The organism is Neolewinella persica DSM 23188 (genome assembly GCF_000373105.1).
In the GTDB taxonomy this organism is placed as follows: Bacteria; Bacteroidota; Bacteroidia; order Chitinophagales; family Saprospiraceae; genus Neolewinella; species Neolewinella persica.
This window is the reverse complement of record NZ_KB890425.1, coordinates 138,075-164,826: the sequence shown is the minus strand read 5'-3', so window position 1 is coordinate 164,826 and position 26,752 is coordinate 138,075. Positions and strand designations below refer to the sequence as shown.

At 53.7% G+C, this 26,752-nt stretch carries 16 protein-coding genes; 7 read left to right on the top strand and 9 right to left on the bottom strand.

Going from position 1 to position 26,752, the window contains the following annotated elements; translation table 11 throughout:
• Positions 1-174: 174 nt before the first annotated feature.
• The gene (locus B036_RS0109680) at positions 175-3,381 is read right to left on the bottom strand and encodes a VPS10 domain-containing protein (protein ID WP_020568509.1); all 3,207 of its coding nucleotides are present in this window, start codon (positions 3,379-3,381) and stop codon (positions 175-177) included.
• Between the two features lie 530 nt (positions 3,382-3,911).
• Here B036_RS0109680 and B036_RS0109675 point away from each other — a divergent pair.
• Entirely contained in the window at positions 3,912-4,796 is an 885-nt protein-coding gene (locus B036_RS0109675; RefSeq protein WP_020568508.1) for a DUF2268 domain-containing putative Zn-dependent protease, read from the top strand.
• Between the two features lie 661 nt (positions 4,797-5,457).
• On the opposite strand, the gene B036_RS0109670 is transcribed toward B036_RS0109675, so the two are convergent.
• Positions 5,458-6,951: a mannitol dehydrogenase family protein gene (locus B036_RS0109670; protein WP_020568507.1), complete on the bottom strand. Its 1,494-nt coding sequence runs from the start codon at positions 6,949-6,951 to the stop codon at positions 5,458-5,460.
• A 198-nt stretch (positions 6,952-7,149) separates the two neighbouring features.
• A complete protein-coding gene (locus B036_RS0109665; protein ID WP_020568506.1) occupies positions 7,150-8,874 on the bottom strand; it encodes a purine-cytosine permease family protein in 1,725 nt (574 codons plus the stop codon).
• Positions 8,875-9,002: 128 nt separating this feature from the next.
• Between B036_RS0109665 and B036_RS0109660 the strand changes: the two genes are divergently transcribed.
• From B036_RS0109660 to B036_RS0109650, 3 genes are all read left to right on the top strand, one after another.
• Complete coding sequence (locus B036_RS0109660) at positions 9,003-9,968, top strand: ribose-phosphate pyrophosphokinase (RefSeq protein ID WP_245557456.1); 966 nt, start codon at positions 9,003-9,005, stop codon at positions 9,966-9,968.
• Between the two features lie 37 nt (positions 9,969-10,005).
• On the top strand, positions 10,006-10,878 hold the full coding sequence (locus B036_RS0109655; RefSeq protein ID WP_026231847.1) for a hypothetical protein: 873 nt from the start codon (positions 10,006-10,008) through the stop codon (positions 10,876-10,878).
• 64 nt (positions 10,879-10,942) lie between these two features.
• A complete protein-coding gene (locus tag B036_RS0109650; protein WP_020568503.1) occupies positions 10,943-14,209 on the top strand; it encodes an ATP-dependent helicase in 3,267 nt (1,088 codons plus the stop codon).
• Between the two features lie 7 nt (positions 14,210-14,216).
• Here B036_RS0109650 and B036_RS0109645 read toward each other — a convergent pair whose 3' ends face one another.
• The gene (locus B036_RS0109645) at positions 14,217-14,642 is read right to left on the bottom strand and encodes a type II toxin-antitoxin system VapC family toxin (protein ID WP_020568502.1); all 426 of its coding nucleotides are present in this window, start codon (positions 14,640-14,642) and stop codon (positions 14,217-14,219) included.
• On the bottom strand, positions 14,639-14,923 hold the full coding sequence (locus B036_RS28780) for a DUF6364 family protein (RefSeq protein WP_020568501.1): 285 nt from the start codon (positions 14,921-14,923) through the stop codon (positions 14,639-14,641). Before B036_RS28780 ends, B036_RS0109645 begins: the two co-directional genes overlap by 4 nt.
• Positions 14,924-15,127: 204 nt before the next feature.
• Between B036_RS28780 and B036_RS0109635 the strand changes: the two genes are divergently transcribed.
• From B036_RS0109635 to B036_RS0109625, 3 genes are all read left to right on the top strand, one after another.
• Positions 15,128-15,733, top strand: a complete 606-nt coding sequence (locus B036_RS0109635; RefSeq protein ID WP_020568500.1) for a hypothetical protein — start codon at positions 15,128-15,130, stop codon at positions 15,731-15,733.
• Positions 15,734-15,867: 134 nt separating this feature from the next.
• Positions 15,868-19,398: a hypothetical protein gene (locus B036_RS0109630; protein WP_020568499.1), complete on the top strand. Its 3,531-nt coding sequence runs from the start codon at positions 15,868-15,870 to the stop codon at positions 19,396-19,398.
• A 64-nt stretch (positions 19,399-19,462) separates the two neighbouring features.
• A complete protein-coding gene (locus tag B036_RS0109625) occupies positions 19,463-20,041 on the top strand; it encodes a hypothetical protein (protein ID WP_020568498.1) in 579 nt (192 codons plus the stop codon).
• A 129-nt stretch (positions 20,042-20,170) separates the two neighbouring features.
• Here the strand turns inward: B036_RS0109625 and rodA are convergent, their stop codons facing one another.
• The 4 genes from rodA to secA all read right to left on the bottom strand — a co-directional run bounded on the left by rodA (position 20,171) and on the right by secA (position 26,399).
• A complete protein-coding gene (gene rodA, locus B036_RS0109620; protein WP_020568497.1) occupies positions 20,171-21,583 on the bottom strand; it encodes a rod shape-determining protein RodA in 1,413 nt (470 codons plus the stop codon).
• A 207-nt stretch (positions 21,584-21,790) separates the two neighbouring features.
• Positions 21,791-22,198, bottom strand: coding sequence for an SPOR domain-containing protein (locus B036_RS0109615; protein WP_020568496.1), 408 nt, complete (start codon positions 22,196-22,198; stop codon positions 21,791-21,793).
• A 12-nt stretch (positions 22,199-22,210) separates the two neighbouring features.
• Positions 22,211-22,846, bottom strand: a complete 636-nt coding sequence (deoC, locus tag B036_RS0109610) for a deoxyribose-phosphate aldolase (protein WP_020568495.1) — start codon at positions 22,844-22,846, stop codon at positions 22,211-22,213.
• 238 nt (positions 22,847-23,084) lie between these two features.
• Positions 23,085-26,399 (bottom strand): preprotein translocase subunit SecA, encoded by a 3,315-nt coding sequence (secA, locus tag B036_RS0109605; RefSeq protein ID WP_020568494.1) that lies wholly within the window; start codon positions 26,397-26,399, stop codon positions 23,085-23,087.
• Positions 26,400-26,752: the final 353 nt, after the last annotated feature.

The window sequence follows — 26,752 nt, the reverse complement described above, 5'->3', positions numbered from 1 at the left end:
CGCAGCTGATTGTTATCACAGAGCCGAATTAGTTCTGCGCGAACGCACAATCACCTCTGGTGTCCTAGTGGCTAAGGACACTAAGTAAAAAGTTGGAGCACGATTTACATCGTGCTCCAACCATTAGTATACAGCCTTCAGACTATTCAACCGCAGCCTGAAGGCTGCCGAACGCTACTCTCCGGCGCCAATGATGTAAGGCGCACCCGCTGCCTTAAGCTGCGTATGCAAGCCCGGTAATTTAGCCGCCAGCGCATCGATTTTCGGAAGGATTTCCTTGATCATATCCGAGGCAATGCCAAGACTACGTTTCATGTTTGGCGTTGGGCCATAGGTAGTAGAAAGGCCACGGGAACCGGCGGAGAAATAATCCTCGACCGTCGGTGGTGCCTTTTCGCCAACGGCAGCCCGGCTTGGGCTGCCTTCCAGCATCAGCTCCAGGTCATTGACCTGATTCTGGAGGGCATAAAGCTCTTCGTGCAGTTTGCCAGGAGCTACGGCCGCGCGGGAAAGCGCGGTTTCCATCGCTTTGATCTGCCCCGTCAACTTCTCCAGCTTCTCTTCACCGGCAGCCATCTGATTTTGTACGGCACTCAGTTCATCACGGTAGGCCACGATTTCTGCGGGGGTAGCCCCGGCGACCGTAGGCTTGTGCAGCGGCTTAACGTTGAAGCTGACCGGGCCGGCCAACTCCGTAATCTTACCATCTACTTCCTTACTCATCGCAACTGAATACTTTCCGGGAGGCGCCATAGCACCACCTCTGTCACGACCACCTTGCCCCGGGCTAGCGGGCCGGGTGGAGGCATAACGCAGGTCCCAGTTCGTACGCTGCAAGCCTTTTTTCAGCGGCTCGCTAAAAGTACGAATAACCTCACCGGAGGCATTTTTAACGGTGAACCAAACTTTAGGTTTCCGTTCGGCGGCTTCCTTGTCAAGCGCATCGTAGCCGGGGAAGGTCAGCGGCTTTTTGTCCTTCATCGCTTCCTTCTCTGCTTCCTTGCGCTGAGCGGCCATACTCTTAAATTCCGTATTGAGGTTGTAGGTGATCATCGCGCCAAATTCCGGGTTATCGGCGGCGTACTGATTCGCACCAACACCGGGGTCGTTGCCGCGGGGATTGAACCACCAGGCATCTCTGATAGAGAACAGGGCTGCCTCGTCTTCCATTTTAGTCACCGTCATTTCCCGCATTGGAGAATAATCGTCCAAGACCCAAAAGCTGCGGCCGAAACTGGCCCCCACCAGGTCGTTCTCCCTTTTTTGAATCGCCAGGTCACGGAAAGAAATGGTCGGGCTTCCCGCCAGTTTTTTCCAGTCGTTACCACCGTTCATACTGACGTAAATACCATTTTCAGTACCGATAAATAGTAGGTTCTTTTCAACGTGGTCCTGTACAAGGCGCCAGGTCAGGGTACCGTGCGGGAGCTTTTTGCCCATATTGGTCCAGGTCTTACCCATGTCGGTACTCTTGAAAAGGTAGGGCTTGTAATCCCCTTCCTTGTGATTATCTAGGCAAACGTAGACGGTTTTCTCGTCGTACATGTCCACCTTAATGTCATTTACGAAGGCACGTTCGGGTACTCCAGGCAGTGAGTTGACCATAATTTTCTTCCAGTTACCACCACCATCAGTAGTCACCTGTAGGATACCATCGTCGGTACCGGCCCAGATCAGATCTTCGTTTGTTTTCGACTCCGCCAGGGAGGTAATCGTGGAGTAGTTAGACATCGCGTATATGTCCCACGGGTTATCCCAACTCTGAACGCCCCCCATGATCGGCATGGCAATACGCTCATCGTTTCGGGTGAGGTTACCGCTGATCGGCTTCCAATCATCGCCCCGGCTTTCGGAACGCCAGACGCGGTAACTGGCGAAGTAAAGGCGCTTAGGGTCGTGCTGCGACACGACGATCGGCGCATCCCAGTTGAAACGTTCGTGCGGGTCACCGGCACGGGCCTGGGGTTGAACCATCACGGGGTCGCCCGTTTTCAGGTCAACGCGGTGCAGTCCGCCCTGCTGGGTTTCGGCGTAGATAATGTCGGGGTTGCCCGGTTCGGTGGCGGATTGGTGGCCGTCGGCCCCCAGCGTTTTATACCAGTCGCCGTTCCGGATACCACCCTCGGAGTCTGTCCGGCTGGGGCCGCCGTGGGAGCCATTATCCTGGGTACCGCCGAAGATGTGGTAGAAGGGTTCGCGGTCATCGACGGCAACTTTATAGTACTGCGTGATGGGCATATTGTCGATAAAGCGCCAGTTTTCGGCCAGGTCGAAGCTTTCGTACAGACCGGCGTCGGTGCCGATCAGCAGGTAGTCGGGGTCGTCGGCGCGGAAGACGATGGCGTGGTTATCGGAGTGCTTCTGCTCCTCCTTCAGCCGGCGAAAATTGGCACCGCCGTCTTCGCTGACCTGAACGCGAACGTCCATCAGGTACAAACGATCAAAAGCGTGGGGGCTGGCGTACAGCTCCTGATAGTAGTGTGGACCGGTACCGCCGGAGACGGTGTTGGACATTTTAGTCCAGCTGGAGCCCTGGTTATCGGAGCGGTAAATGCCGCCTTCCCGACGGTCGAGGGTAACGGCGGCGTAGACCACGTCAGGTTGCTGCGGGCTCATGGCCAGACCGATTTTACCTAGGTTGGATCCGGGGATGCCCGATTCGATTTTCTCCCAGGTTTCACCGCCGTCGCGACTACGATGGATGCCGGAGCCGGGGCCGCCGCCGAGGTAGGCGGCTACGGTGCGGTGGCGGTCCCAGGTGGCTGCGTAGAGCAGGTCAGGGTCACGGGGGTCCATCATCAGGTCGGTGGCGCCGGTCCATTCGCTGCCGCCGAGGACTTTGTTCCAGGTCTTGCCGCCGTCGGTGGTTTTGAAGACGCCGCGGTCACCGCCGCTGCTCCAGAGTGGGCCCTGGCTGGCTACCCAAACGACGTCGCTGTTGCTCGGGTGAACAATGATCTTGGAGACGTGCTCGGAATTGGGCAGGCCCATATTTTTCCAGCTTTTGCCGGCATCATCGGAGCGGTAAACGCCATCGCCCCACGCGATGTGGCGGCCGCCGACGTTCTCGCCGGTGCCTACCCAAACGGTGGCTGGGTTATTCGGATCGATGGTGATGCAGCCGGTCGCGAAGGTACTTTCTCCGTCGAAAATCGGGTCCCAGGTGATGCCGGCGTTTTTGGTTTTCCAGACGCCGCCGGAGGCGACGCCGACGTACCAGGTGTTCTCGTGCCTGGGGTGTACGGCAATGTCGGAAATACGGCCCGATACAAAGGCGGGACCGACGTTGCGGAGTTGGAAACCTTCAAGGGTCTCGGGTTTGTCCTGGGCGGCCACTGGTAAGGCGAGCAGCAGGATGAGGAAGGATAGTAGTAGTCTCATGCTTTTGTTTTGGTATGGGAGTGAATGGGGGGATAAGATACTACATGTGTTTTATTTGGGCGGGGGCGCGGGTGCTGGGGGAGGTTTTGAGAGCAGGTAGTTGGGAAGCGCTGTACGAAAAAATTACCGGCCAACCGCCCAATCGATGTGCCGACTACGGTGGCCCTCTCCTGGTTGTTGACTACTTCCTACCCGCCCGCGCTCCACCCTGGCATTCTCCCGGTCCGTCCGCGCCTTCAACCCTTGCCTTATACCCCTCGGCCGCGTAGTCACTTCATTACGGGAACGGTGCTTTGTGGCCTAAACCGTTCCCTGAGCGCTTTCACCCGAAGTACCTACCTAATTATCACCGAAACCCCTATCTTGAAGCATTGAAATCCCTAAATTCCTCCACCTTGAAAACCCTGTGCCAGCTATTGAATCCCCATAGCGAGTCGGCTTCGTTCAACGGCCAGGTGTATCTCGTCATCCCCGCTGCGCGTGGTGGCGGATACCTGGCTTAATGTTGTGCTTTATTAAAACCAAACGAAATGAAAAGAATAGTTTTTACAATAGCCTTAATTTTTGGAATATTTCAATTTGCGATAGGACAGGAAAATTATTCGGCCAAACCGTCTGATGCAAAATTTGTGACCCAAGATGTTGAACGATTTTGGAAGGCCTTTGACAATATTGATTCATTGGGCCAGGATGCTTTTGCTGATTACATAGAAAATGGAACAGAAGGCGTAAAAGGTTTTACTAAATACAGAATTGAAAATGCCAATGCTCTCTATAAAACAGTCAACGAGAGAAAAAAGGACTATCTAAAATCTCGTAATGTTTTGGACGACCTTGATACCAAAAAGCAAGAAATAATAAAAATATACGAAGCGTTGGAAGAGCTATATCCAGATGCTGTTTTTCCACCAATATATTATGTAGTTGGTCGGTTTAACTCTGGAGGAACTGTTTCTGATGCTGGTATCATATTGGGGACAGAGATGTTAGAAAACTTGGACGGTTTACCAGGATTGGTGGCTCACGAACTCATCCACTATCAACAAAACTTTAAGGGTAAGAAAACTTTATTGTTCCAATCATTAAAAGAAGGGAGTGCTGATTTCATCGGGGAACTAATCTCTGGAACTCACATAAATAAAGTTGCTTTTGATTATGGCGAAGCACACTCTGAAATGCTAACTAGGGAATTCGTAAAGAAAATGAAAAATAAAAAATTCAAAGACTGGCTTTATCAAACGAGTGAAAAAGATGACAGACCAAACGACTTAGGCTATTGGATGGGCTATAAAATAACTAAAGCATATTACGATAGACAAGCTGATAAGACTAAAGCAATATTTGAAATTTTAAACATCAAAGACCCATCGCAATTCACTAAGAAAAGTGGTTACCTTGATGAATATTGGAAATAATAACAAAAGCACAATCGAGTAAGGTAAGCAGCAGCCCAATGGCCATTCCTTATCCCTCTTATACCACTTAGCGTACGGGCCTTCCCCCAACACCTGCGGAGCAGGCAATACAAAGCAGTTTATCAAAAAATAAAAGCTATTAACAATGTTGTACAAATGGCCGTAAACACCGTTTTGGCCTCCCCGCTCGAAGCACAACTTACTAATGGGTAATTCCTTAAATTCCAGACATTTAACTGGACCAGATTTCGCGAGCAAATACACATTAGTTCCCCTGGACAAAGTCCGGGGTAACGGCCAAACCGCCCTAGGCTTTACGACGCGCAGCGTCGTCAAACGTCCAGGGGCGATCTCGTTACCTGGAACTGCGTCGTGCCGCCCAGTCCCAGGCAACGTAGCGGGTAGTCGCTCCGCAACATGTAAAAACATGCATAAATTCATGTTCCCCTGTACTGGTGTAAACCCCAACAACAAGCCCTAACCCCGCTCCAGAAACCTTCCCTTGCATCCTGCGGCCCCGCCCAATAAACATCAGGGCGAGATCGTCTCCCTAACCTCCCAATCAATCCAGGGCAATTGCAAGGTTACTAACGAAGACAAGGCAGTAAACGACCTGGCTACAAGAGACTGACCTCCGGTCCTGCTCGTTCAAGGCGGGCAATCAGGAGCCCTTACGCACCTCCCTCATCAACACCCCAACATCAGGATCAGCATAAAGCCTCTCCACCAACTCGGCGTACTTAGAACCGAACCTCTCGTCCTTTACCAAATCCCCAAACAGTTCCTCCTGCCGTAAAAAAGCCAGCGGATCTTCGGTGGTCTCCTTCGCCGCTTTTTGTAACTCTTCCTTCTGCTCGTCGATCACCTCCAGTGGCTTCCCGAAGCGGTCGGCGTGGGTGTCGCTGTAGTAACACCAGGTGGCGATGATGAGGGCGGAGTAATCGATACTGCCACCTGCGACCAGGTTTTCCCGGATGGTCTCGATGAGGAACTTCGGCAGCTTAGCGGAGCTCTCCGCGCAAATGCGGGCCAGCCCGTCCTTCACGTTGGGGTTGCCGAAGCGTTCGATCAGGCTGTCTTTATAGGCCTGCAGGTCAATACCTTCCACGGTGTCAAGCACCGGGGTCGCCTCCTTATCCAGGAAGTCGCGCAGGTAGCCGGCGAAGAGCGGGTCAGCGATGCAGCCGTCGATGGTTTCATGACCGTGGATGGCCCCCAACAAGCCCAGCACCGAATGGCCGGCGTTCAGCAGCCGAAGCTTCATCTTTTCGTAGGGCGTCACGTCCGGCACGAATTGCGCACCTACGGCTTCCCAGGCGGGTCGCCCGTCAGAGAAATCGTCTTCGATGACCCATTGCATGAACGGCTCACAGGTGACGGGCCATTCGTCCTTCAGGCCGAATTCCTGCTGCAGGTAGTTTGTATCCGCCGGGGTGGTTCTCGGGGTGATGCGGTCGACCATGGCGTTGGGGAAACGGACGTTGGCACCTATCCATTCCGCTAACCCGGGGTCCAGCCGTTCTGTAAAGGCCAGTAGTGCCCTGCGGGTCACGTCGCCGTTGTGCTGCACGTTATCGCAGGATTGTACGGTAAACGCTTCACGGCCTTCGTCCCGCCGCTTGCGCAGCGCGGCAGCCAGGTAGCCGAAAACGGTGACGGGCGCATCCGGATGTTCCAGATCGTGACTAATGTCGGTATTATCGAAGTCGAAGGCCCCGGTGGCGGGGTTCACGTTGTAGCCTCCTTCGGTGATCGTCAGGGAAACAATCCGGGTTTCCGGAGCAGCCATGCGGTTGATCACCGCCCCGGGATTATCCGGGCCAAGCAGGAACTCCACGATGGAACCGATGACGGTCGTTTCGATCTTCCCGTCGGGATGACGGACAATCATGGAGTAGAGGAAGTCTTGTTGCTTCAGGACTTCGCCCATTTGGCGGTCGCCCTCCCGCAAGCCCACGCCGCAGATGGCCCAGTCCTTTGCCTTCCCTGCTTCCAGTAAAAGGTGGGTGTAATAGGCTTCATGTGCCCGATGAAAACCACCTACACCGACGTGGACAATCCCGGTTTTGAGGGGGGTGCGGTCGTAAGTGGGCCGACCTACACCATCGGGTAATTTTGACAGGTTTTCCTGGAGAAGCGGGATGTTTGCGGGCATGAGTGATAATGGGCTGATTTATAATTTGGTTAATCAAGGGGCGTACCTGTAGTCGCGGGGCTTGCCCCGCCACTACAGGTGAAGTGATGTCAATTGCCGTTCGCTAAGCGAGCGATAAGAGCGTTTCCGGGGTGCCGATACGGACGGGGGCGAGCCCTGTCCGTACGGAACAAGTTACGAAACCGATGGATCAGCCCTCTAGGCTTGAACGGGGTTAAGCTTTTTCTGGCGCTGTAGCCGCCAGTAGGCAGCTACAAAGTAGACCAGGGTACCAATGAAAGCGTAGCGGTAAAACCGCGCTCGATTGGCTTCGTAGGTGACCAAGTCCGGGCTATTAAACATGGTTAGCAAGCCCAGCACCAGAATGAGCAGCAGGCTGGCGCCTGCGAGGACCAGCAGTAGCTTGGAAAGTACCGAAACATCGGCCACCAATTCGGTAGCCTCGTTGGCTTGCTGTTCCTGAAAGGCTTCGATGCGGTTATCTTGTTTGCGGGCAGCGGCTTCTGCTTCGGGGTATTTCTCGCCCGCACCGTAGCGTTTGGCCATCAGGATGTAGACCGCCATGGTCACCACCCAGGTGGGGAGGAAGAGGTAGTAGAAAGAGATGACGTCAAGGGCATTCAGCCCGAAGCCAAAAATGAGACCTACGGCCCAGGCCGTTACGGCGGGCGTGCTGTGGTTCAGTCCACGATAACCGAGCCAGTAGCGGGTCATCCCAAGTTTTGGGAACAGCACATGCTCGGCAAAAACGATGCCGCCTACCGGCACGACCAATAGCCCGGCGTAGGTAAGCAGCGGCAGGATTTTGGTGAATACGAAAGGAAAACAGGCCACGATAACCGTACATACCCCAACCACGAGAGTGGTCCGCTCCCGGGAATGATTGGTAAAAATGGCTTGCGCGGCCAGTCCGGCGCGATAAAGGTTCGCGTTGGCCGTCGTCCAGCCCGCCACGATCACGATCACGAAACCGGACATACCCAGGGCGTAATAGGCCACGTCGCCCGGGTCTAGTTCGACGATGGCTTTGCCGAGCAGCACGGCTGCGCCAGCACCCATGATGCCCGCCGAAATCCAGGCGATGTAGTGCCCGAAGAGCATGCCCGAGCTGGTCGTCAGACCGTAGGATTTCTTTTTCGCGTAACGGAAGAGGGCCATGTCGATCAGCCCGAAGTGGGTCAGGGTATTGGCCGCCCAGGCGAAGCCGATCACTTCCAGCAGGCCGATGCCGGGTTCCCCATCGCTGTTGACGCCCGTCCATATCGATTGGTCGCCGATCAGGAGAAATTCGCTCCAGTTAGCCAGGGAGGTGTGGCCCACTACGGCGTTCGTTAATTCAGGCAACAGCACCAGGGCGCCGCAAGTGAACATCACGAAAAGCCAGGGTGCGCAGATGCTGGAGAAGTCGGCCACAGCATTGAACCCGTACATGGCGACGAAGACCACAATGGCGCCGACGATCAGCACGATCAGCACGAACCAGACGTTGGTGGGGTACCAATTGAGCTGGGCGGGGATGTCGAAAAGGAAGCGAACGGCCGTTGAGGAGACGGTGATCATCGCTGCGGAGATGACGGTGAAGATGACTACGTTGGCCCAGTTGTAGAGCTTCGTCATGGAGTCGCCGGCGATTTTATTCAGGTAGGTGTAGAGGCTAAGGCGGGTATCTACGGCAATCGGGGAGGTGATCAGCGTCCAGCTGAGGATGGCCAGGATGTTACCGATGAGGAGGCCGAGGAGAATGTCCCGGGTGGTGGCACCAAGGGCTACGAAGGTGGCACCGATCACGAATTCGGTAGCCGCTACGTGCTCGCCAGCGTAGATACCTAAAAAATGCAGCCACCCGTGGAGTTTGTGACGAGGAATGGGCAGCTGTTCTTCGTCTATGGTGCTGATGTCCGTAAAGCCGTTATTCTCCGTCATAGTTTTTGTTTGAACGGGTAATATAGCTTTTAGTCTTTGGTGGGGTTGATCGTAGCGTCAATTTGCGGCATAAAATCAAAAATTGAGCATCGCTAATCAAGAATCGAGAATCGCCCTACCTTTGCTCCATGTCCCACAAGCCCCGCCTCACCCCGATGACCGACGAGGTCACCCTGCTCTCCATCACTGGCAGCCAGTACCTCTCTGATAAAATCTCCACCGCCTACGGCCAAAAACTGGGCGAGTTGATGGTCTCCAAGTTCAACGACGGAGAGATGCAACCCATCATCAAACAGAGTGTACGGGGGGAATACGTCTTCATCATCGGCAGTACCTTTCAGCCGCACGAAAACCTGATGGAAATGCTACTGACCATCGATGCGGCCCGCCGTGCTTCGGCCGGTTACATCTGTTGCGTAATGCCTTATTTCGGCTACGCCCGCCAGGACCGGAAGGACCAACCGCGCGTCCCCATCAGCGCCAAACTGATTGCCAACCTGCTCGTAGAAGCAGGTGCCGATCGCATCATGACGCTTGACCTGCACGCCGATCAGATTCAAGGCTTTTTCGACATCCCGGTAGATCACCTCAAAAGCCAGGCCATCTACATCCCGTATTTCGACAGCCAGGATATGACCAACGTCACTTTCGCCAGCCCGGACATGGGCGGCGTAAAGCGCGCGCGCGACTACGCCAAGCACTACGAACGCAACGTCGTGATCTGTGATAAGTACCGCAAACGTGCCGGCGAAATCGCCGGTATGACCCTGATCGGTGACGTGAAAGACGCCGACGTCATTCTGGTGGATGACCTCGTCGATACCGCCGGTACGCTGTGCCGCGCCGCTGACCTGATCATGGAAAAAGGCGCCAGGTCCGTCCGTGCCATCGCCACCCACCCAATTCTGAGCGGCGATGCTTACGAGAAGATCGAGAAGTCACGGCTGGAAAGCCTCATTGTTTGTGATGCCGTTCCGCTGAAGCAGATTTCTCCGAAGATCAAGGTACTTTCCTCTGCTGCGCTTTTTGCGCACGCCATTCGGAATACACACGAGAATAAGTCGATTTCGCAGTTGTTTGTGGGGGGGAAGTAATAGCTTAATTGAGATACACCTAGTAATAAAGCCTATTATGCTCTTCAGATTTTTATTAATACTCCTTGCGTTTCCAATAGTATTATCCGCTCAACGCCCTGGTCAGTTCAGTAGTAAGGAATACCTTTCTTTGACCGACGAGGTGAAAATCCTCAGCGTTTTCGTCGAGACACCAGAAGGTAATTGGGAGGATGATGAGATCGATTATACCCTTAAGGAATATGCAGCGGCGCGTGACTGGATCGTTACTGAGGCGGAGTATTATGGGCAGCAATTAGAATTTGACGAGGATTACTTCTCACGGGATAACGGCTCGGTAATTTTTCTTGACAAGACGCCAATCATTGGACAGTCCCCAACAAAAACGACCAATGCAGTATTGGATAAACTAAATTACCGTGATCTGGAGGCTTTTATGTCCTACAACCGGGTGACCATGAAGGAGGACAAGTTCAAAATCCTGCTGTTCGTAAAGAGTAATAACCGTAGCCACGCCTTTAATTACTGGTCCATGGCAGACGTCGACCTCGCCATTGTGTATTGTAGAAGCACCTATGGTATGATTACTGATCGATACGTCATTATCCACGAATTACTCCACCAATTTGGGGCCTGGGATTTATACATGGGCCGGAGCCAGACAGAAACCAGCGCACAGAATGCCATAGAACGATGGCCCTTTTCAATCATGATAAACACCCACCAAAACAAGGGCGAATTGATCGTCGACGAGTTGACCGCGTGGTGCATTGGCTGGGCGGAATATGATCCGAGTTATGCGGAGTTCAACCCGGTAAAAAACAGGGAGATCAAGAAGAAAGAAATTAAAATCGACCCAAGTAAAACAGTTCTCAAGATCAGGCCACGAAAGAAGGATCCAAGCAAGGAGAAGGAGACCGGAGGCGGATAAGCCCTCAGCTACTGTCGACCCAAAACATTACCTTACTGACTTACTGATCATCAGTTCATCAGCGTTGAAAAACAAGTTCTTCTATAATACCACCTTCCAAACCGAGCTCGACCGCCTCAACCCGGCGCAGCGCGCCGCCGTGGAAAAGATCGACGGTCCGGTTATGGTCCTGGCTGGCCCAGGAACGGGTAAAACCCATTTGCTCGCCGCTCGCATCGGTAACATTCTGACGGAGACCGATACTGGCGCTCACAACATCCTCTGCCTCACCTTCACCGAAGCGGGAGTGAAGGCCATGCGGGAGCGGTTGCTGAAATTTATCGGACCTGAGGCGCACCGGATTGGCATTTTCACCTTCCACGGTTTTTGCAGTAATCTGATCCAACAAAACCTCCAGTATTTCGGCAAGCCGGACCTGGAGCCCTTGGGAGAACTGGAGCAGATACGCATCATCCGCAGCTTACTCGACGGGCTGGAGCAGAACACGCCATTGCGCCAGGGGTACCACGAAAATTACTTCTACGAACCCCACTTGAAGCACCTCTTCGGCGCCATCAAAGCGGAGAACTGGGAGATCGATGACATCGACCAAAAGATAGATCGATATGTAGTGAGCCTGCCGACGCATCCGGACTTCACTTACAAGAAAAAGTATAAAGACAAGGTCAAAGGCGACCCAAAGCAAGGGACCATCGACGAAGAAACGCTACGCATGAAGCGGCTCCGAGCCGCGATCCATCTGTTCCCCGATTACCAGGAGGCCCTGCGCAAAGAACGGCGCTACGACTACGGCGACATGATCGGTTGGGTGCTACGGGCCTTCAACGATTTTCCCAGCCTGCTGCAGGCCTACCAGGAACGGTACCAATACGTGTTGGTGGATGAGTTTCAGGACACGAACGGCGCGCAGGATATGATTGTCCGCAGCTTAGTAGATTACTGGGAACGGCCCAACGTTTTCATAGTAGGTGACGACGACCAGGCCATCTACGAGTTTCAGGGCGCTCGCCTCCGATCGATGACCGATTTTTTCCAGCGGTACGGCGACGTCAAACTGGTTACCCTGACGGAAAACTACCGCAGCCGGCAGGAAATTCTGGATGTCGCGACTACGCTCATTAGTAAGAATGAGCTGCGGATTGGGAATACGCTGCCGGGGTTGGCGGAGGAGAAGACTTTGGTGGCGGCGGGGACGCGGGTGCAGGGAAAGGATGAGGAGCACAGTCGCCTCTCCCCCGGCCCCTCTCCCCCGGAGAGGGGAGACGGGGATGCTCGCTTCGCTCGTGCGGAACGGGAAGAAACTGCTCCTCCAACCTCCCCCGCACCTGCGACCCCGCCCGTAAAAATCCTCTCCTTCCCCGACCCCCACCAGGAAACCGGCTACCTGATCAACCAACTCCGCCAGTGGCACACTGCCGGTACGCCGTGGTCGGAGATGGCGATCATCTACGCCAAACACGGTCAGGCTAACGAGCTGCGCCATCTGCTGGAACGGGCCGACATCCCGTACCACAGCAAACGCCGTCCTAACGTACTCAACGGCCGGCCCGTCCGCCAACTGCTCGATCTACTGACCTACCTGCAAGCCGAGTACGGCCGACCGGGAACCGGAGAGTACCTCTTGTTCCGCGTCCTGCACTTTAGGTGTTTCGGCCTGTGGCCACACGACCTGGCGCGGCTCAACCGCGCCCGGCTGGCCAGCAAAAATGCCGAAGGCTTCTTCCCCACCTGGCGCGACTTCCTGCAAATGCCCGCCCGCTGGCCTACGGACCTGCGCGACGGCGACTCCATTCAAATTACCGCCGACTGGCTGGAAGACATGATCGGAGAAATCGGGCTTTACCCGCTCACAGAATACGTCGAACGGGCCATGAACGGATCAGGCCTCCTCCCCACAGTGCTGCGCCACCCCAACCGCGCAGAACTACTCCAACACCTGGCTACCTTTGCCGACTTCACCGTGGCGGAAGTCGCCCGCCGGCCGCGCATTATGCTCGGAGATTTGCTGGAGACCCTCCGGCAAATGGACGAAAACCGTATCCAACTGCCGCTCCGCAGCCACCTCGACCAGGCCGAAGCGGTGTTGCTCGTTACGGCGCACAGCGCCAAAGGGTTGGAATTCGATAAAGTCTGGCTGCTCGACTGCGCGGAAGCGCAGTGGGGCAAAAGCCGTGGCAGTAAAAGCCAATTCAAACTGCCGGACACCCTCACTTACACGGGAGCGGAGAGTGAAGACGAAGCCCGACGGCGTCTTTTCTTTGTCGCCATCACCAGGGCGAAAACCGAAGTCGTCATGTCGGTGGCCGATCAGGACACCAAAGGCAAGGCCCAGCAGCGTGTCTCCTTCATCGACGAACTGGTGGCCGAAGCCGGCCTCACCATTGAGCAAGCCGGATTGACTGCCGAAGAAACGGCGACCACCGTCGCGCTCCAACTTCAGCCCACCGACCAAAGCCGCCTCCCCGGCCTGGAAGCATCGGCCATCGCCGAACTGCTCAAGGATTTCCGATTGAGCGTCAGCGCGCTGTACAGCTACCTGAATTGCCCTACGGCCTTCTTCTACGAAAAGCTCCTCAAAGTACCTGACCTGGAGCGGGAACAGACGCTCTACGGATCAGCCCTGCACGATGCCCTGGAGACCTACTTCCTGCGGATGAAGCGGGACACCATGAATATGTTTCCCAGCAAGGAGGAGCTACTGTACAATTTCGAACAGGCCCTTGGCAAACGCCGGGGGCTGCTGCGCCCCGAAAGTTTCGACAACCGACTGCGCCAGGGCCAGCGGGAGCTGGCCCGCTACCACGATGTTTACCGGAAGACATGGCTGGCAGACGTAGAAGTGGAACTACTGATCCGGAACGTGGAAGTCGACGGCATCCCGCTCGTAGGCATGATCGACCGCGTCGACATACTTAGCGACGCCTGGGTTCGCGTGGTGGACTATAAAACCAGTGGTTCCGGTAAGCAAGCCCTAAGTAAGAAAACTAAAGCCCCTACGGCCTCTAATCCACATGGCGGAAGCTACTGGCGACAACTCAATTTTTACAAGCTGCTTTACAATAACCGGCCGGGTAACATCCGCCGGGTCAAGGAAGGCAAGATCAGCTTCTTGCTGGTCAACGCTGCCGGAAAGCAACCGGAGGTCGGTGTCAGTATGGGGCCGAAAGACCAGGATGCGCTGCGCGCCATCATGCGGGAAGCCTGGGAGGGGATCCAGGCGCAGAACTTTTCCGGCTGCGGAGAAGACGACTGTGAGTGGTGCCGCTTTGTAGAGGATTTACGGGAAGAAGCGCCGCTGAAACGGGTGGACGAGGTGGATGATTGGACGTAAATGATCACTATTTTTTGAACGGTCGAGTTTGAAGAAATTTCTCCGTTGTCATGACTTTTAGGTCCTTAAGTTTAAGCAGCTTCTTATTGTTTGTCAGAAATATATCGGCTTTCGCTGCTAAGGCCGCTTCAATTTGAACACCGTCTTCCAGGTCTACGGGTATCTCTCGTCCTAGCCCCAAGTCCAAAATTTTAGCATCCATATTAACACATCCTACCATCTTGCGAACTTCGGAAAGTATCCTTTTACATTTTTCAGGGTTCTTAACCATTTTGTTCATACGGAAGAAGGCAATGACAAAGGTGTTTGGATCCGTTACCACCACGAAATCCCCCTGTTTGGCAAAGGTGAGTACTTCAGCTACTTCTCTGCCAAAACGCTCTCCGCTTGTCACATAATCTACTATTACATTCACGTCGAGATATACTATCATTCTACTTCAGAACTAAGGTGGTTCGTGCTGACAGCGTCATAGTATTCACCAAGTTCATCAGCATTTCCAGCAAAGGACCCTCCCGTTTTTCTTGGAATCATAAGAGCAAGAATGTCAGGATCGGGCTCAATTGCTATATGTTCCTGCTTAATTGGGGGAGCTACTTCGCTCAAGAATTGCTCAATGAGTTTAGACAAACTGGTTCCTTGCTCTTTCGCAAAAGCCTTTCCCCTCTCGATTACGTTATCGTCTAGCCGTAGTGTAAGCTTAGTTGCTGCCATGATCTCGCTTTGTACGTATTAGAAACCAAATGCACGTGTAAAAGTTGCTACCAATTCATTTTCCTAAAAAAACCACTCGTATAGAAGTTGCTCATTGCAAATTTTAAACCCCAGCCTCTTCACCCTTTGCTCCCTTAAATCCTTTTACTCACACCTGCGGCCGCGCCCTTACCTTTAGGCAAGATTATCAAAGCCCCTTAACACATGACCTCTCGCCTTTTGAAGGCCAAGCACTGGCAACTATTCTCTTTAATCATTGGATTTCCGCTGATTTTTCAAATGATATTTCTAGGTATTACCACTGGCGGTCTTGTAGGGGGATTTGACCCATTGCCGGCTTTCTTTTTCCCCCTTCTCCTCATTGCTCCCATCTGGCTATTCAGCCTTTTACTTGCTTGGTTGTACTCCGTCGGATCTGGCCTCCAGTCCAGAGTTCCCATTGCTTTACGTCGCTCTACACGCTTTTTCAAAGTAGCGTTGGTGTTTCCGGTCGCTTATATTCTTCTGGTTATTGCCGTTGTGTTTCCGTTACTAAGTGTCATGGTATCCTCCACGATTGGTGGAAATTTTGTTTTGATAATCATTCTGGGACTTCATCTTTTCACGATGTTTTGCATTATATACTGCTTGTATTTTTCGGCTAAAACGATCAAACTAGCCGAGTTGCAACGCCCCGTGAGTTTAGGTGATTTCATCGGTGAGTTTTTCCTTCTCTGGTTTTTTCCAGTTGGTGTCTGGATCTTGCAACCCAGGATAAACGAACTAGTCAAAACAGAGGCGACCAGCCCCGCTAAAGAAGAATACGTATAATGACAGACGGGCGATGGCACGAAACTGTCTAAGATCAAACCAAAGCGGCCTCTTCAACCGTTCCCCTTACCGTGATCGGATCGAAGACGTGGATTTGGTGGTTACCAGCACTCCTGCTGGTTACTGGCGGGCTTATGGCCCAGACCAGTCCGTTGTCCAATTTGCGCGATACCGTGGTAGCCGTCAACCCGGCGGGCCAGCTGGTCGACAGCTTGATGATCGTCCCCGGCAGCCTCACGATCTTTCCCGCTACGCCCCACCAGATTTCCGGCAGGTACCTCGTTTGGCGTGCCGATGATTTGCCAGACTCGGTTCGCCTGCGCTACCGGGTGCTGCCCTTCGCGCTCGACGCCACGGTCAGGTTGCTGGATTCCAGCCAGCTGATCCAGGAAGAGGCCGGGCTCGTCATAGGTGGCTACAATGAGTACGTTCGCTCGGGCCTGCTCGACAATGACGGGAAGGTGCGCACGAGTGGCAGCTTCAGCCGCGCCATCAGCTTCGGCAACCGGCAGGACCTGGTGCTGAACTCCGCCTTCAATCTTCAGATGAACGGCGAATTGGGCAACGGCATTGAGGTGTCGGCCGCCATCACCGACGAGAGCCTGCCGGTACAACCCGAGGGGACCACGCAGCAGCTGCGGGAGTTCGACAAGATCTTCATTCAACTGCGTAAGGACCGTACCCAACTCACTGCGGGAGATTACGAGTTGCGGAATCCAGACGGGTATTTTCTTCGGTTCTTCAAAAAATTGGAGGGGGCTACTTTTACGACTGTTTCGGGCGCGGACGCGGGTGCAGGGGGAGTTGGACAGCAAGGAACCTCCAGCAAGATCCCGGAGGGATCGAACCGCTTCAACCCCGGAAGAAGTGAGACGCGCAGCGTCGGACAAAGTCCGGGGAGAGGAGCAACGCTCCTCAACACCGCCAGCATAGCCGTAGCCCGCGGCCAGTTCACCCGCCAGCAGATCCAACCCGTAGAAGGCAACCAAGGGCCCTACAAACTCACCGGCAACGGTGGTGGACAACGGTTCCTGATCATCCTGGCCGGCACCGAACGAATCTACCTCGACGGGCAACTGCTCACCCGGGGCCTCGACGGCGACTACGTCATCGACTACAACCTCGCCGAGCTCACCTTCACCACCCGTCGGCTCATCACCCGGGACGCCCGCATCACGGCGGAATACGAATACGCCGATCAGCGGTACCTCCGTACCCTGGCTACCGGCGGCAGCCGGTACGATACCGAGCGCTTCAGCGCCTACCTCAATGCCTACACCCAGCAAGACAGCCGGACCGCCACCGGCGACCTGGAGCTGAACGCGAACCAACGGGAACAACTCAGCCAATTCGGTGATCAGCAGGGCGGCATCCCCATCCTCAGCCTGGACACCCTCGAAGGCAGGGCGGAGCAGCGGGCGACCTACGATTTACTGGATACTACCTACACCTGCGCCGGCGGTACCATCGATACCGTTTATTTGCTGGCTTCTACTTCTGGCCGCTACGTGGCCACCTTCACTGACCGTGGTCCGGGTGGAGGGGACTACGAGCTAGACACTGACCGGCCAGCCAACGAGCGCGTCTTCCGCTACGTTGGCCAGGACCCAGCAACCTGTGCCGCACTCGGCAATTATGCTCCGTTGATCGACCTCGTTGCCCCCGAACAGCAACAGCTCATCGCGCTGGGCGGAGAATATCGCTTCAGGGGAGAAGGTAGTCTCCGGATGGAAGGTTCCCGGAGTAAGTTGGACCTCAACCGTTTCAGCCGGGAAGACGCTGGTGACGATAACGGTAGCGCTTTCCGGTTCGATGCCGACCGGGTGCTGAACATCGGACCGGACTCCTCGGGTTGGCAAGTGGCGGGGCGCAGTCACTACGAGTTCGTCCAGGCCACCTTCAATGCCATCAACCCCTACCGGTCTCCCGAATTTTTCCGCAACTGGAACCTCAGTAATCGCCTCGGTACGTCCCAACCCGAGCGGGAGAACGAACAGATTTTGGGAGGAGGTATTGGCATGGTGAAACCAGGCGTTGGCCGCCTCGACTATGATTACGAGCAGTTTACCCGGGGCACCAGCTATACCGGCAGGCGCCATGCCGGCAACCTCCGTCTCGCGGCAGCCAACTGGTTAGTGGATGGTAAATTCAGCCTGCTCGACAGCCGTGACCAAACGGCGGAAGGTACCTTCAGCCGGCCCTCCCTCAGCATCGACAAGACCTTCGACAAACTGGGAGGGTGGACGCTTCAGTCCGGCTACCTGGGAGAACGGTCTGAACGCCGGACCACCCAGCAAGACAGCCTGCTGCCGACCTCCTTCCAATTTGATCGGTACACCGTCGGCCGGGCCGCGCCCGGCAACAGCAACTACGCCTTCAGCCTCAGCGCTAATCAACGAACGGACTTACTTCCGAAAAACAACGAGCTCACCACCAGCACCGAGGCCCGGGAGGTGACCGCGGCGGGGAATTATACCGCCAGCGAATTCGTAAAACTAGGCGGCAACTTTACTTACCGCGACCTGCGTATTGCCGACCAGGAGTTGGTCGACGATACCCCCAGCCGTACCTTCCTCGGCCGGCTGGACCTCAGGATCAATGCCCTTAAGCGTAGTCTGCGAACCCAAACAACCTACCAGGTAGGTAGCGGACAGGAACCCCGGGTGGACTTTCAGTACCTCTACGTCGGCCCCGGGCAGGGGCAGTACATCTGGCAAGACAGCCTGTACAACAACGACGGCCGCATCCAACCAAACGAGATGGAGATTACGCCCTTCGCCGACATTGGCGATTACGTAAGGGTCTCCGTTTTCAGCAACGACTTTATCCGGACCGACAACGTATCCCTCAACCAGAAAGTCAACTGGGATCCCGCCCGGCTGTGGCGGGAGAGCAAAGGCATAAAAAAAGCCCTGCGCCGCTTTGCCCTCAACACCAGCGTGATCATTGACCGCAAAACCCGGGAAGACGAGCGGATTCAGTCCTGGAACCCTTTGCAGTTGGGCGTCGCCGATTCCAGTCTGGTGGCCCTCAACGTCCAGCGCCGCCATGGCCTGTTCTTCAATCGGGCGAACCCAAAATACGACGTTCAACTGAGTAACGCCGACCGGCGTAACCGGCGTGTCCTCACTACTGGATACGAGAGCAACCGGACACAGGACTGGACCCTCCTGTTCCGTTATCGCCCCAACGACCAGCTAAGCTTAGAGGCCAGTAGTGTTGTGGGTACACGCGCTGCCGATTCTGAGTTTTTCAACAATAAGGACTACCAGATCGACCTTCGCAAGTTCGAGCCCAGCATCAACTGGCAGCCGGGGGACGTCCGACTGGTCACCAAAGTGATCTTCGGCCAGGAGGAGAATGTCCTCGCCGGCGGAGCCGGCGAACGCACCGACCGGTTGGAGTTGGAACTGGAGGGCAACTATAAAAACTGGTTAACTGCCCGCTTCCGCTGGATAGACATTGCGCTGGAAGGGGACAGCCGTAGTCCCGTAGGCTATGCGTTGCTGCAGGGCTTGCAGCCCGGGCGAAATTTACTCTGGAACCTGGGCGCAACCCGCCAACTGGGGCAGTACTTACAACTCACCCTCAGCTATGAGGGGCGGCAGACGGGGGAGGCGAAGACGGCACACGTGGGTCGGGCGCAGGTACAGGCATTTTTTTAGGCGCTTAAAGTGACGGAATGAATTTTCAGCGTTCTTATCTGGTAATAAAACCACATTACCAACTATGAAATCAATTGCTTTTTTCCTGCTTACCGTTTGCCTCTTTTTTACCGGTTTCCAGCTTCAGGCGCAGGAAACAGGTAGCAACAAGCCCGTTCGCTTAGTTGTGGCCGGCGCTTTGGAATTAGGCGGTGACGAGATCGCCGAAGTCTTCTTCATTGACGGTGGTTCGCAAATGGTCAGGGCCGGCCAGGGTGGCTCTCTCTTCGTGGGCGCTCAGTTCCAACTGCCTTCGGTCGACAAATTTTTCGTGCGTACAGCCGTGGGGTACAAATATGTGACCACCGCTGCGGACAACATCAACATCCGATTGACGCGCATCCCATTCCATTTTACCGGCCACTTCCGGATTACCGATGACGTCCACGTAGGTGGCGGCATTGCGCTACACCGCAACATCAAATTCAAAGTGGACGATTCAGATGAAGGCTTGATCACCCCTACGGCATCAGGCCCCCGCTTCGAGGCCGGATGGAAAGGCTTGGCCCTTACCTATACCTTGATGAACTATCAAGGGAACAGTGGTGAGACTTATAACGCCGGCAGCCTAGGCTTATCTTTTACCGCTTTGCTGCCTAAATAAACAAGGTGAAAAGCCTTTAGTCATAGCAGCAGTATTCCACGGATTACTGATTCTAAAGTCATCTCGCGGCCCCTCGTCCATATTTGGATTAGGGGCCGTTTTGATTAGGAAGACCCACACCAGCCAGGCTTAAACATCCACCCTGTGCCGATCAAGTTTCAGGAGAACAGCAATCATGATGGTAAAACTCAGCAAAGACGATCCTCCTTTGGAGAGAAAGGGTAGCGGGATACCGATGACGGGCATGACGCCCATTGTCATACCAATATTGACCAACATGTGTATGAATATGATGCCAGCCACACCGTAAGCGTAAGCCCTGACAAAGGTGCGTTTTTGCCGTTCCGCAATAACGCTGATCCGCCAAAGCAGTGCAAGGAATGCCAGAATTATGGCCATCGACCCCATGAAGCCTTCAGCCTCCCCCACCGCACTAAAGATGAAGTCGGTTTCTTGTTCCGGAACGTAATCGTATTTAGTGATCGTTCCCTGGCCAAGCCCTTTACCCGATACACCACCAGCGGCAATGGCTAACTTGGATTGGGTGATGTTGTATAAAGCCCCTCTTTCACTTAGCCCTTCCGGTTTGAGCCAGGCCAGGATCCTATCTTTCTGGTGTGGTCTCAGTACGTTGTTGAACATAAAATTGGCCGCAAATGCAATCAGGATTCCCCAGGCTAACGCGGTAGCGGACAGCAACACCAACTGACCATTTCGCTTAATCAAATGATAAACCGCAGCCCCGGCAAAAAGTACACCTAAGCCAACCAATACGGGCCAACCGGTCCCGATATAAAAAAGATAGCCTGCTGCGGCAAGGACAACCAAGGTTCCAGCCATCCACCACTTCAATCCTTTTGGTACGTTCAACGCCATAATGATCAGCAGCAGGCCCAATAAGCCGCCGGCCAGAACGGAGGTTGGTTGCAGGATCCCCAACAAGAACATTGTGGCAGAGAAGCCACCAAAAATAACGATCAATGGAGAAAGTCCTTCCCGGTACATCACCATAATGAAGGAGGCAAAAACCAGCGCGGACCCCGGGTCTGGCTGCAGCACGATGAAGACAGCAGGCAATCCCATAATCAGTAATCCACTGCCAATAGCACCAAGGTTATTGAGCTTTTCGCTCCATTGGCTCAAGAAGGCAGCCATGGCTAATGCTGTGCCAAATTTAGCGAGCTCGCTCGGCTGAAAGGTGAAACCAAATAAGCTGAACCAAGAACGGGCGTTATTGATTTCCTTTCCAAATATCAGGACCAGGACCAGCAGCAGGACGGTCGCCCCGTAAATCGGGTAAGACCCGACAACCCAGAGGTCCCGGTCAATTAAGTGATGAATTACGAACCAGGCAGCTAACGATAACAGCAGCCAGATGAACTGCTTGCCCATTGGCGAAGCCAATATTGCCATTAAGTCCCCATCATAGCCTTCAGGCGGTCGGTCAACGGAATAAAGCATCAGCATCCCGGCAACCACCAGGAAAATGTAGAGGACGACCGTCGGGAGATCGTTCTTGAGTTTTTTTACCGAAAGGGCCATCCGAAATTACGGGTTGCTGAGTTACGGGTGATGCTTTTCGCCTGCCGATGGCGGACTACTGGTGCTAATACTTATGGTCACTGGATGGTTAGACCGAAAACGCACGTGTTTTCATAAGCTCCGATCCTACAAGGAGGGGTTGGAGCCAGAAGGGTTACGCTTTTTATTGTCAACGCTGAAGCCAGCAGGCGTTCCCGAACATTGCTTCTAATACATCCGGAGCAGTTCGTTCTCGCTAACTTTATCCTTAACGAGGTAAACGCCTTCGAATTGCCGTTCCAGGGTATGCTTCAGTCGTTCAGCTTCCTGCTTGGTCTGGAAGGCTCCGGCCCGAAGCTTATAGTAGGGCTTGGTGTGGACCCAGTCAACGGGAACACTTGGATAATTGACTTTAAACGCACTTTCCACAGTTTCCAATCGATTACGGTCCGTAGTTGCCAGGATCTGTACGCGCCAGCCATCTACTTTATTTTCTGCCTCATTCTCCGTTTGGAACAGTTCCATTAATGCATCAATTCCCGTTTCTGTATTGATGGCTACTGCTGACTGTGCCGTCAGGTGGCTACTTCCGATCAGTAGGATAAGAAACGTTAAGGAGGCGAAAAAACGCTGCATAACAAAATGGTTTTACTTGGTAATGGCTAAACCGGAAGAAGTTCCTATCCGATCAGCCCCTGCTTCTACCAACGCCTCGAAACTTTTCTTGTTGCGAATGCCGCCGCTGGCCTTGATCTTTATATCGGGGTGCAAGTTAGCGCGTAAATACCTAACATCGTCTACCGTGGCACCTCCCTTTGTCCCCGTAGAGGTTTTGACAAAGTTCGGCTTGATTTCATTGCAGATGTCAACCACCTGTTTTTTCTCCGCCTCGGTAAGTTCGGTAATCTCAATAATGATCTTACTGACCTTCCCCCGTAGGCGAACGGTGGTAGCTACTGTGGTTAAATCGGAAATAACGTAGGGCCAATCTCCTGATTTTAACGCCGAAAGATTAATGACGATGTCAAGTTCATCGGCGCCCTCGTCCATTGCCCGACGAATTTCCTGGACCTTTACGGCCGTTTCCGCATAGCCGTATGGAAAGGCAACTACCGTAGCCAACTTGACTGGTGTTCCGGCCAGGTTTTTGGCCGCGCGGCCTACAAAGAAGGGAGGTACGCATACTGCATAAAATGCATTAGCAACAGCCTCTTCGCATAAACGGTCAACTATCGTCCCCGTACAATCTGGGGACAAATAAGTGTGGTCAATAAGTTTGTTCAAATGGAAATACTTAACATCCAGCGGTGTTCCGAAAGAAAGACAATCAGTTAGGTCGTTATCAGGAGATTTATCTAAATAACTTAAAAAGCAAACCTATGTACAGCAAAAAAAAACGACATGGAGGAACAAAACTGGGGGATTAATCCCACGCCGCGCCGCAATATACAGCACCCCGCAGGCTTAACCCCCCTTTTAAGCATAAAGCGTATGGATTGAGACCAACCATAACATTACCCGGCTATTTTCCGTGACAATGCTTGAATTTTTTGCCACTACCACAAGGGCAGGGATCATTCCGCTTGGTCTTACTTCCTTCACGTTGGAAAGTCTCCACCTTTTGTTTCTTGCTTACGCCTTCGCCTGCCCGACGTGCCGCCTGTTCTTCCTGGCTGCGGTTGGTTATCGTTTTCTGCGTTTCCACCCGGCGAGGAGCGCGGGCCTCCTGAACATCTTCGGGGGCCTGAAGCACCAGGTCACCCTTGGCGAGGTAGGCAGTAGTCTTTTCGTTGATTAGCCGTACCAATCCTTCAAAAAGCTTGTAAGCCTCCATTTTATAGACCACCAGTGGATCCTTCTGTTCGAAGGAAGCCATTGCAGTAGACGTTTTCAGTTCATCCATTGAGCGGAGATGCTCCTTCCAGTGCTCATCAATGATGGCAAGGGTTACCGTCTGCTCGATATCGGAGATGATACTACGACCATTTGATTCCAGTGCTTTCTCAATATCAGCTGTGATGCTCAACGGGTGGGTACTGCCGTCAGTAAACGGCACGATGATTCGTTTGTAGCGCCCTGGTTGTTCTTCCTGCACCCGACGGATGGTCGGCATTACCCGATCAACAAGCAACAGCATTTTACGTTGATAAAAACCCTGGAATTCCTCCAGTAGCCGGTCAGCCAGTGCGTTTATATCTTTGTTTTCATTGAAATCCGGTGCCTGGATAGCGGTATCGAAACCGAGGTAGCGCTGAACGTCAAATCGGAAGCTGTCGTAATCGTTCTTCTGCTTATTCACAAAGACGATGTCGTCCAATAAGCCTTCAAACATCGTATTCAAGTCTAGGTTCAGGCGCTGTCCGCTAAGGGCATTGTTCCGCTTACGGTAGATCGCTTCCCGCTGGATGTTCATTACGTCATCATATTCGAGCAGGCGCTTACGCGTTCCGAAGCTGTTTTCTTCGACCTTCTTCTGGGCGTTTTCTATCGACTTGGTCACGATGCCTGCCTGAATAACGTCTCCCTCCTGGTGGCCGGCACGGTCCATCCATTTGGCAATCCGTTCACTCTGGAAGTACCGCATCAGTTTGTCTTCGAGGCTAACGTAGAACTGGCTGGAGCCCGGATCTCCCTGGCGACCAGCACGACCACGTAGCTGTCGGTCTACCCGCCGGCTATCGTGTCGTTCGGTACCAACAATGGCGAGACCGCCGGCAGCTTTCACCGCATCGTTGATCTTAATGTCCGTACCACGACCGGCCATGTTGGTGGCAATGGTCACTTTTCCTGGCCGACCGGCTTCGGCAACAATGTCCGCTTCCCGCTGGTGTTGTTTGGCGTTAAGTACGTTGTGATCGACGCCACGGGCCTGCAGCAGGCGGCTCAGTTTTTCGCTGATCTCTACCGTAGTGGTACCCACCAGGACGGGACGTCCAGCTTCGGTCATTTCCTGTACGTCGTTAATCACGGCGTTGTACTTTTCCCGTTCGGTTTTGTAGATCAGGTCATTGCGGTCATCGCGCTGAATCGGACGGTTGGTCGGGATGACCACCACGTCCAGTTTGTAGATGTCCCAGAATTCCCCAGCCTCCGTTTCGGCCGTACCGGTCATACCCGCAAGCTTGTGGTACATCCGGAAGTAGTTCTGGAGTGTAACGGTAGCGTAGGTCTGGGTAATCTCACCCACCTTCACATTTTCCTTGGCTTCCAGTGCCTGGTGAAGACCGTCGGAATAGCGACGACCTTCCATCATACGGCCGGTCTGCTCGTCTACAATTTTCACTTGGCCTTCCATAACTACGTACTCACTCTCCCGCTCAAAGAGGGTGTAAGCTTTCAGCAGCTGGTGGATGGCGTGAAGACGCTTTGATTTCACGCTAAAGTCCTGAGATATCTTATTCTTCGCCAGTACTTTGTCTTCCTCGGAGATGTCGGTTCGTTTATCTACCTCGGCCATATCATCGGCCAGGTCATTCATGATGAAGAACTGCGGATCTTCGTTGTACTTGGAGAGGAAGGCAACGCCTTTTTCAGTGAGGTCTACCTGCCGGTTTTTCTCATCAATAGAGAACAGAATTTCGGCGTCGACTTCGCCCATCCGTTTATTGTTCTCGGCCATGTAAGTGTTGTCCGACTTTTGCAGCAATACCTTCACACCTTCCTCGGAGAGAAATTTGATCAACGGGCGGCTTTTGGGCAGGGCACGGTGCGCGCGCAGCAGCGCCAGACCGGCTTCGCCATCTTCTACGCCAATGTACCCTTCCTTGAAAAGCTTCTTGGCTTCCGTGAGGTACTTGTGCGCAATCTTCTTCTGAGCGTCGACCAGAGCTTCGATGTTAGGTTTTAGCTCTTCATAGTCTTTATCATCGGCGTTGCCGGTAACGGGACCAGAGATGATGAGGGGGGTCCGGGCATCGTCAATCAGCACGGAGTCGACCTCATCGATCATAGCGTAGTGGTGCTTTCCCTGCACCTTATCGTCCTGCGAGCGGACCATATTGTCACGCAGGTAGTCGAAGCCAAATTCGTTATTAGTGCCGTAGGTAATGTCGCACTGATAAGCCTTGCGACGATCCGGGCTGTGAGGTTTATAGTAATCGATACAGCTGATGCTGAGTTGGAGGAACTCCATCAGCGGGCCGATCCACTCGGCATCCCGTCGGGCGAGGTAATCGTTTACGGTGATGACGTTTACGCCCTGACCACTGAGTCCGTTAAGGTAAGCTGGCAGGGTTGCCACGAGGGTTTTACCTTCTCCCGTCTGCATCTCTGCGATCTTGCCTTCGTGCAGAGCGATTCCACCGATGAGCTGCACATCGTAGTGCACCATTTTCCATTCAATTTCCCCACCAGCGGCGGTGTAGACGTTGCTGTAAATGGCTTCATCTCCCTCAATCGTGATGTGGTCTTTCTTGGGGTTGGCGGCCAGGTCCCGATCAGCATCAGTAGCCGTAACACGGAGTTCTCCCTGACTAAAACGGCGGGCGGCTTCTTTAACGGTAGCAAAGGCTTCCGGTAGAATTTCTTTGAGTACTACCTCCAGTTCTTTATCGCGCTGTTCTTTCAGCTGATCGACTTCCTTATATATAGCATCCTTTTCCCGAAAATTATCCTCCGCCTCGGCTGCGGCGTTTAATTGGGTAATTTGCTCATCGATGGCCGAGAGATGTTCATTGATGCGTGCACGAAGATCGTGGGTCCGATTACGGAGTTCATCATTGGTAAGCGAAGAGAGCCCTTCGAAAACAACATTAATTTCATCTACAACAGGCTGGTAGGTGGCGACGTCGCGGTCCTGCTTGGAACCGAATAATTTACCGAGGACTTTCTTAAACATAAATGGCTTCTTTAAAACGATTACTTTGCACCTGCGTCCTCGCCAAAAAACCCTAAAGGGGTGCAAGAACTATTCTCGCTGGCAAGGTCTCAGGCCAAAAACTCCGTATCTATACAGCTTATGGGCTGCAAAGATACGTAGCATAAGAATGCGTGGCGCGAATAACGGGCCAAAGCATTTGGACCGACATATTGTCACGTAATCATGAAAACGCCTGACACATCGTACGGTTGAGAGAAGGCTGGATTGGCGAAAAGGGCGGAGAAGCGGGTCTGGCTCCTCCGCCCGGACTAAAACTCACTCAAAACACTTAATTCTTTCAGATTTAGTTTGCCACTTACTGACAAAGCACA